The organism is Paenibacillus alginolyticus DSM 5050 = NBRC 15375 (assembly GCF_000422905.1).
Taxonomy (GTDB): Bacteria; Bacillota; Bacilli; order Paenibacillales; family NBRC-103111; genus Paenibacillus_E; species Paenibacillus_E alginolyticus.
Genome location: NZ_AUGY01000168.1, coordinates 1 through 8,486, shown reverse-complemented (window position 1 = coordinate 8,486; position 8,486 = coordinate 1). Strand labels below are relative to the sequence as shown.

The 8,486-nt window shown below is 43.5% G+C and carries 9 protein-coding genes; 5 read left to right on the top strand and 4 right to left on the bottom strand.

The window, feature by feature from the left end; genetic code table 11:
- Window positions 1-206 precede the first annotated feature (206 nt).
- The 3 genes from G519_RS0136840 to G519_RS0136830 are packed head-to-tail and all read right to left on the bottom strand — an operon-like array spanning window position 207 to window position 3,489.
- A complete protein-coding gene (locus G519_RS0136840; RefSeq protein WP_029198823.1) occupies window positions 207-1,361 on the bottom strand; it encodes an ABC transporter permease in 1,155 nt (384 codons plus the stop codon).
- Window positions 1,354-2,541 carry an ABC transporter permease gene (locus tag G519_RS0136835; protein WP_029198822.1) on the bottom strand — a complete coding sequence of 396 codons (1,188 nt, stop codon included), beginning with the start codon at window positions 2,539-2,541 and terminating at the stop codon, window positions 1,354-1,356. Before G519_RS0136835 ends, G519_RS0136840 begins: the two co-directional genes overlap by 8 nt.
- A 12-nt stretch (window positions 2,542-2,553) precedes the next feature.
- Window positions 2,554-3,489, bottom strand: coding sequence for an ABC transporter ATP-binding protein (locus G519_RS0136830; RefSeq protein ID WP_029198821.1), 936 nt, complete (start codon window positions 3,487-3,489; stop codon window positions 2,554-2,556).
- A 194-nt stretch (window positions 3,490-3,683) separates the two neighbouring features.
- Here G519_RS0136830 and G519_RS0136825 point away from each other — a divergent pair, with 194 nt between their 5' ends.
- Together G519_RS0136825 and G519_RS0136820 are read left to right on the top strand one after the other, a co-directional pair.
- Window positions 3,684-4,820 carry a sensor histidine kinase gene (locus tag G519_RS0136825; protein ID WP_029198820.1) on the top strand — a complete coding sequence of 379 codons (1,137 nt, stop codon included), beginning with the start codon at window positions 3,684-3,686 and terminating at the stop codon, window positions 4,818-4,820.
- Window positions 4,821-4,838: 18 nt separating this feature from the next.
- Window positions 4,839-5,501, top strand: a complete 663-nt coding sequence (locus G519_RS0136820) for a response regulator transcription factor (RefSeq protein WP_029198819.1) — start codon at window positions 4,839-4,841, stop codon at window positions 5,499-5,501.
- Here G519_RS0136820 and G519_RS0136815 read toward each other — a convergent pair whose 3' ends face one another.
- Window positions 5,502-6,347 carry a stalk domain-containing protein gene (locus G519_RS0136815; protein WP_029198818.1) on the bottom strand — a complete coding sequence of 282 codons (846 nt, stop codon included), beginning with the start codon at window positions 6,345-6,347 and terminating at the stop codon, window positions 5,502-5,504.
- A gap of 193 nt (window positions 6,348-6,540) precedes the next feature.
- On the opposite strand from G519_RS0136815, the gene G519_RS0136810 reads away from it, so the two are divergent.
- From G519_RS0136810 to G519_RS46440, 3 genes are all read left to right on the top strand, one after another.
- A complete protein-coding gene (locus tag G519_RS0136810; RefSeq protein ID WP_029198817.1) occupies window positions 6,541-7,173 on the top strand; it encodes a YktB family protein in 633 nt (210 codons plus the stop codon).
- Between the two features lie 117 nt (window positions 7,174-7,290).
- The gene (locus G519_RS0136805) at window positions 7,291-7,983 is read left to right on the top strand and encodes a hypothetical protein (RefSeq protein ID WP_029198816.1); all 693 of its coding nucleotides are present in this window, start codon (window positions 7,291-7,293) and stop codon (window positions 7,981-7,983) included.
- Window positions 7,984-8,289: 306 nt separating this feature from the next.
- Window positions 8,290-8,486 (top strand): transposase (locus G519_RS46440; RefSeq protein WP_036635308.1); only part of this gene is annotated, 197 nt, incomplete at its 3' end.

The window sequence follows — 8,486 nt, the reverse complement described above, 5'->3', positions numbered from 1 at the left end:
ATTAAATTATATAGTTCTATATATGGACTTAACGTCATGGATCGCTGTTGTTGAATCAACACACTCACCTACTCCAGATTAATACCCTAATCATACCGAAAAAAAGGTACAGCATCCTCAATTTTTTTGAGTGGCTATACCCCTTTGATGTAGTTAAGGAACTTTTTCAGTGGCCTCGCAGAAGCAGGTAGCCCTTTTTATTTTTTTTAACTAACCTCCGCATCACCTGGTCGAAGAATGACCGAACCGACGCCCAATAGAATCAGTCCAAACAAGGTGAGCACGCCCATGTGCATCCACATCTGCGAAAGTGTCTGACCAGAAGCCATTCGCAGAATGGCCTCTATCACCCATTTTTGCGGAACGAAATTCGCAATCTTCTGCATCCAGTCCGGCATCAGACTGATCGGCCAGAAGCATCCGCCCAGCATACACGTTGGGGTAACAACAAGGGAATTAATCACGCTCATATTCGACGCATTCTTAACCATACTAGCTACCGTGCTGGCAATTCCCATGCTGGCTAATAAGAAAAACTCCAAAATTACAAACTGCGGTACGAACGGAAGTCCGTAATCATAATTCGTTACATAACGTGTAAACAAAAGGATGACAAGAACCTGCAGAGTCCCAACCAAGAAGCTGCCTATGAAATTCCCAAGTACGATTTCGTAAGAATGAATAGGGGCCGAATACGTTCTAGCCATTGTGCGTTGTCTTCGATCGTCCATGATCACGGAAACGGTATTATTGATTAAACCCATCATAAACATCAGCATGAAACCAATGACGGTATTCATATTCGGATTTACGTACAAGTTAAAATCAGTGACTTTCGCCTTCACCTGATGCTTCTCCATCTGAGACATAGTCTTCTCCACGGCTTCGCGAAGTGCTGCTCCTTGAAGCCCTTGCTGGCTATGAAGCTCAATCGCTCCTTGATATCTAGATAGAATACTATCCAGATTGATTTTGAGCGTGATCGAAGCCTCATTCATGTTTAGTTGGTACATATCTATTTGCGCAGATGCGCCTTTCATCAACGTCTCGCTGAATCCTTCAGGAATCACAAAGGCGCTGCTCACTTTTTGCTTCGTGATGACTTCTTTTAAAGCTGTGTCAGAAGCTTCTTCTTTGAGCCGATAATCTGGCAGCATCGAAAGTTCTTGCAAGAGATGGGACCCCATTGCTCCCTGATCCAAATTGATATAAGCAATATCAACCCCGTGGTCGCTCTGTTGACCAATCACACCAATGATTAGCGAAACCACTGCTGCTGGAATGACTAAATACATAAGAAAGCCTTTTTTCTGAAAAAGTGTACGACGCAGCATATTGATTGCTATAAATAAGCTATTCATGATATCCCGCCTTCCGATAAACAATCAGGGTTAGAAGCAACAATCCTCCGCTAATACACGCCAAGATCGATATATGATGCCCTATGATTGCAGCGTCACTTCCGAGCATAATACGAATCATACTCTGCATAGCCCAGTGATTGAGCGTAAACTCTCCGATCCGCTGCAGCAGTCCTTCTGGAAGAGGTGTGAAGCCTCCACTTAGGAAAGTCATGGCAAGAATGATCATCTGGAATGTCGTGCCGATAGCTTTAGACGATTTCGCTGCCAGCATAATCAATATCGCTAGACTCATCGATGCTACGATAATCAATAAGCAAACCACGAAGAGGTGGAAGAAATCATTCCCCCAATTGACACCATAAAATAACATAGTTGCACCAATAACGAGCGATGCCTGAACGATTGAACTAAATATGCTTCCTAGAATTTTACCCAACAAAATTTGATATTCATGAATGGGCATCGCATTTAGTCGGGATAACGTGTGCCTTTCTTTCTCTCCTTGCAAACCCAATGCCGCCCCCATGCCGGAATATAACAAAAACATGACAAGCATAGACGCTGTGTAATACTGCATTGCCGTATAGTTGGAATTAGTGGAAGTTAGCTTGCCTAGACGTACATGCGAAGAAGCCTCCGCTACCGGTTTAAATGAACTGTCACTACCATATTTCTGCAAGATCTCCGCTGCCCCGGGACCTGCCGAAATGATTGCGGATTGCATGTAATTAACTTGATCCAAAAAGGAGCGAAGCGCCATCTTAGCGGTCAAATTCTGGCGATAATCCTGGCCTAGAATCATTTCCCACTCCGCTTCTTTTCCCTCAAGCACGCGGCTGCTAAAATCACTTGGAATGATGAGTGCGAACTCGGAATCTCCTGACTTAAGCCGTTTTACTGCTTCATCACGTGATTGGATATTCATTGGCTGTATAATCTTCATTACTTCTGGTGCGTTGAGAAAGCTTGTAAACCCTGAACGCAAGACGCCTGAATCTGACTGCACCACATCTACCTTAACGGGCTTCAGCGTCCGATCTTCCATTTTGAACGCACCGGAAAGCGCCGACCCCAAAATGAATATAAGTAAAAGCGGCATCAATAACTGAATAACAAGTACATATCGCATGCGCATAAAACGCAATATTTCATACTTCGCGATGATCCAAATCGGCATGGCAGCCTCCTCCTAATCCCGTAAGGTTCTTCCGGTCAACGACAGGAATAAGGCCTCAAGATCAGGCTCCACCTGTGTGAGCGATTGGATTTTCACTTCATGTTTGGAAAGGATGAACAGGATATCCTGCAAAAAGGCTTGGGAGGAACCCACCAGCAGCTCAAGCGTCTGCTCATGAATGGTAACTTGCTTAATCCGCGGATGATCCCTAAGCTCCTTTACAGCTTCTTCCTTCAGATTGGCTGATTGAATGATAATTTTATTGTCCTGCTCCACTTTACCGCGCAATTCTTCTTGAGTTCCGCAAGCAATGAGATGCCCATGATCCATAATGCCGACCCGCGTGGATATGGCGGACACTTCCTCCATGTAATGTGAGGTATAAATGATCGTTGAACCCATACGGTTCAGCGTCCTAACCGATTCCAGAATGTGGTTTCGGGACTGAGGATCGATGCCAACGGTAGGTTCATCCATAATAATCAGCTTTGGACGATGCATAATGGCACACGCGATATTCAATCTCCGTTTCATCCCGCCAGAAAAGGAATTTGGTCTATCACGAGCTCGATCCAATAATCCTACAAATTCCAGCGCTTCCTCCACTCTGTCTTTCAGCAGTTTGCCTCTTAATCCATACAGTTTCGCGAAAAATGTGACATTTTCTCGTGCTGTTAGGTTTTCGAAGATCGCGAGATCCTGTGGAACAAGACCAATTCTCCGTTTCACTTCAATCGTATCTTTCGCAACCGAGAGCCCATCAACAAACATTTCACCTTGATCGATTTTGAGCAGTCCGCTCAGCATTTTGATCGTTGTGCTTTTCCCAGCACCATTGGGGCCTAACAATCCGAAAACTTCACCTTCTTGAATCGATAAATTCAAATGATCAACAGAAATTTGATTACTATACTTTTTGACAACATTTTTTATATGAACAAAGCTCACAAGATCCACTCCCTTTTCCCTTTTTCCAACAGGTGTTATTACAATCATTGTATCTCTAAGGGATCCCACTAACAGGTAGAATAAGTCATTATTCAAAGGTGACGAAAGTCATTTTCTGTCTATTAGACGTGTTAACCCGCTTGGCTATTATGGTATACTTTGCTTACACTTGCCGTGCAAAGGAAGGAAATCGATTGACACAATTAAGCTCTTTAACCCGTTATTTACTCATTCTCATTCCAGCGATTGCCTCGATGTATATCGAAAGCTATTCATCCAACGGGATGTATGTTTTCCTCATTCTTATATTCATTTGGATCGCTGAGCTGCGCAGAAAGATATTCTCGAAGTCAGCATGGACGCTTTTACTTGAAATCGGATTCAGCGGATGGATGAGCTATCACTATGACGGCATTTTGTTCATCACCTTTTACTCCACGCTCATATCCTATGTAACCACCGTAAATAGTCATATTCGTTACTATATCGTGAGCATTCACTTGATTCTGTTGAACATATCCTTACATAATCAGTCAAGCAGCTACTACCTAATTGCCAATCTGATCTTCATATCTCTGACACTGCTCCTGCTGCAGATGCTCCAGACGGTGCAAAACAAAGAGGAAATTGAGCTGCTCTATGATAGGCTTCGGAGGCAGCATTACGAGCTGGACGAAGCTCGCGCTCAGTTAATGGATTACGCCCGGAAAGTCGAAAACATCGCGCAAACAGACGAACGCAATCGGATTTCCCGAGATATTCATGATGATTTGGGACATAAGCTGATACGGCTTAAAATGATGATGGAAGCATCCCTGCAAATCCTTCCTACGCAGCACAAAAAAGGAGTAGACATGTTAATGTCGGTCCGTGACCAGCTAACAGAAAGCATGGAACTGCTTCGCTCAACCGTACGTAGACTGAAACCAGATGAAGAAACGCTGCAAACCTATTCGCTGGAGAGGCTTATTGAAGGACTGACAGCAGATAATGGGATATCTATTGAGGTTGAGATGCAAGGGATGCCCTATGTGCTGTATCCAAGTCTAGAATTCATTCTATACCGTAATGCACAAGAAGCCATCACGAATGCCATTCGTCACGGGTCCGCAACCCAGGTTCTAATTCAGTTAACCTATGAACCCAAACAGATTACCATGTGTATTTCGAATAACGGTAAACGGCCTAATGAACGCAGTGTGAACGGACTAGGAATGTCCGGCATGGAAGAACGAAGCAAGCTCATTGGCGGTCAGCTTACGGTGTCGGTCGAAGATCGATTTACAGTAACGACTGTTCTGCCCACTTTTCGCCAAATTGAATCTATCTAAGAAAGGGTTGAACGCATCATGATTCATGTGCTTATTACAGACGATGATCCATTCATCCGCGAAAGCTTACAATTAATCATTGGACTTGACGAAAATATTAAGGTTGTTGGCACGTGCACGCATGGGGACGAAGCGCTTGCTTTTATTCAGAACGGCGTCCAGGTTGACGTTGTCCTGATGGATATAAGGATGCCAATCTGTGACGGCGTGCAGGGCACATTAAAGATTAAGCAAGCTTATCCGGAAATTGCTGTGCTTATTCTGACCACATTCGACGATGATGAATTTATCGTTCAGGCCTTGCGAAACGGAGCCAGCGGTTATCTGCTCAAAAATATTTCGCCAGATCGAATTATTCAAGGAATCAAGACAGTAGAACAAGGCAATCTACTTATTCATGCTGATATTGCCAAGAAATTGACGACCTTTATCAGCCCGAGTTCATCCTCGAACGCACATGCACCCAAACCGCTCAGTGGATATGGATTAACAGCCAGTGAACAAGCAGTCGTAGCGAAAATCGCTGAAGGTCTGTCCAATAAAGAAATCGCCCAGGAGTTATTCCTGAGCGAAGGTACTGTTAAAAACTATATTACGGAAATTCTCAGTAAGCTGAACCTCCGAGATCGCACGCAAATTGCTATTTTTTATTTAAAAAAGCAATCAGGCACCGGCAGTTAATTATTTAACTCTCGTCACCTGGATGTCCTCTTTGGAGGAGCTTCCAACTACATAATCCGGCTTATTATTATTGCCATTAATTTGCGTCAGTTTGAGAGTTGTACGATAGAAATGCCCATTTTCCGTCAGTAAATAGCTGTATGTATTCTCTTCAGGCAGCGCATCAATGATAATCGGATTCGTCATGTAAGGTACTTTATTGATCTCATAGTATCGGAAACCTTCCACATACGCTCTGATTGTCTTGAGCTTAACTGGATCCTGCTCCCCTGTAATGACGATGGGTTCATTGATGAGATAGGAAATTTGCGGCGTTTCTTTCCAGCTCTTTTTCAATTCTTCCTCACTCACATAGATATCCTCGGAATACTTTTCCTTCGCTTTTCGCAAACCGCCTGTAGAGACACCCATTCGATCCAAATCCTTCAATCGGTAATACGTCTGATCCGTTATATTGACAAGAACCGGGTAAGTCCCCCCTAAATAATCCAAATACTGAGGATACGGATACTGCAGCACAATTTCCGTATAATTCGTTTCATTGCCTTCCGCAGGCTGCTGAGGATTGACACGGGAATTCAGATAGATTGTTTTCGTGCTGTCCTTCCAATTCACAACCGCCCCTAGGTAAGTTCCCAGCTCTTTTACAGGCAAATAACTTGAATTATTATAAATTAAAGGCGGATTCGCCAGCTTCACTTCTTGCCCATTCACGACGACTTTAAAATCATTTCTTAAGTAAGCATCGACGCGTTGCAGCACATCCTGTGCGTAAACACCTGCTGTGAAACAAGTTCCCATCAACGTACCAAGCACTGCAATTTTAGACCATTTTGACATCTTCATATGTATAAATTCTCCTGTCTTTCCTAATTGATAGTTAACCTATCTTTCGGCATGGTTCCACTTTTTTCCTGCTTTTCTCCCAAGAAATCGGTCCAATGACCTACTTCCTTTCTACGAAACTCGTAATCATTGCGGGAAAACTCGAATTGCTTTAGAATAATTGAAAACGTAATTGAAAAGAGGAATTAAACAGATGAGTTTCACTGGATTTGCACAGCATGATTTCGATACCTTTGCTATAGAGGGTCTTGATGGACGAATGGAAGCCATTCGAGAGCGTATTCAGCCTAAATTCAAAGCATTAGGTGATTCTTTGGCTCAGGATTTGTCCGTCCTTTCCGGTACAGAAATGTTCCTACATATCGCTAAACACTTAAGACGAAAAGTGAATCCCCCCGTTGATACATGGCTGGCGATTTGTCCTAACAAACGAGGGTATAAACAGGTACCTCACTTCCAAGTAGGTCTATTTGATGATCGTGTGTTTATTTGGTTGGCACTTATTTATGAGCTCCCGAATAAAAGCAACATTGCAACTACATACATGAAAGAAATTGACCGTTTGCAGAAGGAAATTCCATCCGATTTTGTTCTTTCCTTCGATCATATGAAAAAAGACGTTACCCCCCTTTCCGATTTAGACCGCAGCGGTTGGAACGATGCATTAATTCGTTTCCGCGATGTCAAAAAAGCGGAGCTGCTAATCGGTCGCAACCTCAGTTTCAAGGACCCCGTGCTAGGGAAACCGGCTGAGCTTGAGCTGCTTATTAAGCAAACCTTCGAGAAGCTCATCCCCCTTTATCAGATGGCAGTTAACGCAAAGTAAATCGGATTTATGGAAATTTTTATGTGGGACTAAGGTTCCTTTAAAGTAAAATTAACTCCTCCTGCACAGACTAAGCGCTGTAGTCCTAATCCAACAGGAAAGGAGGGATTAAAAAGTATGAACCCCACTTATATGAAAAAGCTAATGGTGAGCTCAATTGCGCTCACAATCGCTCTTGGCTGCACTGCACTTCCTGCTAGAACGGCTGCCGCTCAATCTCCTTCTGAGGATCAGGAGCAAACGATTCGTTTGCAACAGTCAGATGAGAAGGAACAAGGCGGTCATCGCCGAAAATGGCCGATTGTCGATGAGTCTGCTACGGTCATCGGTGTTGACAAAGAAGTGCTAGTCAAAGCACTGAAAAGTGGCAAAAGCATCGTAGAAGCAGCCGCGGACAAAGGCATCAGCGAAGCCGACTTGACTGCCAAGCTGCAGCAGCTTCGAACAGGCAAAATTGAAGCGGCCGTCAAAGACGGCAAGCTGACAGCTGATCAAGGCGAGCACATGAAGATGAAGCTCAGTGAGCATTTAAAGTTCATCCTCAACGAGAAAAACTTGTTAGATGGTCATGATGGCCACGGCAAGTGGCATAAGTTCGGGCTGAAGCCGGATACAGAGAAACTGGCAAAGACTCTCGGTCTAAGCAAGGACGAACTTCACGCCCAGCTGCGCTCCGGCAAGTCGCTAGCTGAGATTGCCAAGTCTAAGGGCATTTCGAAGGACAAGCTTGTCATGTCCATAAAAGATCAATTAACCCCATCTATTGAGAAATGGGTTGACCGCAAGAAAGACGCGAAAGACAAAGACTGATGCGTGCAAGTGATCGTAAAAAGGCATTCCTTTTGGGATGCCTTTTTTGCTGTTTGGGGTAAGCGACGAGGCTTATGGTTGAATCCATATTCTCGGTTGAGTGATGTTTGTAGAAAGTACCATGACATCTACCGACGCCACCCTCAAGAATGAAAATAATACTAAAGGTGTATTGTTACACAAAATACAACTTGGACTATCTTGTATTTAAAAATATTTTGATTATCCAGTTAGCTCAGGAATGTCTTTAAATACGAACTAATGTTTGGTATAATGAAATCAAACATATGTTCGGGAGTGATTTTTATGGCAAAGCAAGAATCGATGAATCTTATTCAATTTCAAAAGAAGTTTCAAACCGAGGAAGCTTGCCATCAGCATTTGTTCAAGATGAAGTGGCCTGAGGGATATCACTGTCCAAAATGTCAGCACCAGAAGGCTTACGAAATTAAGACTCGTAATTTACCTCTTTACGAGTGTACGAATTGCCAACACCAAACAAC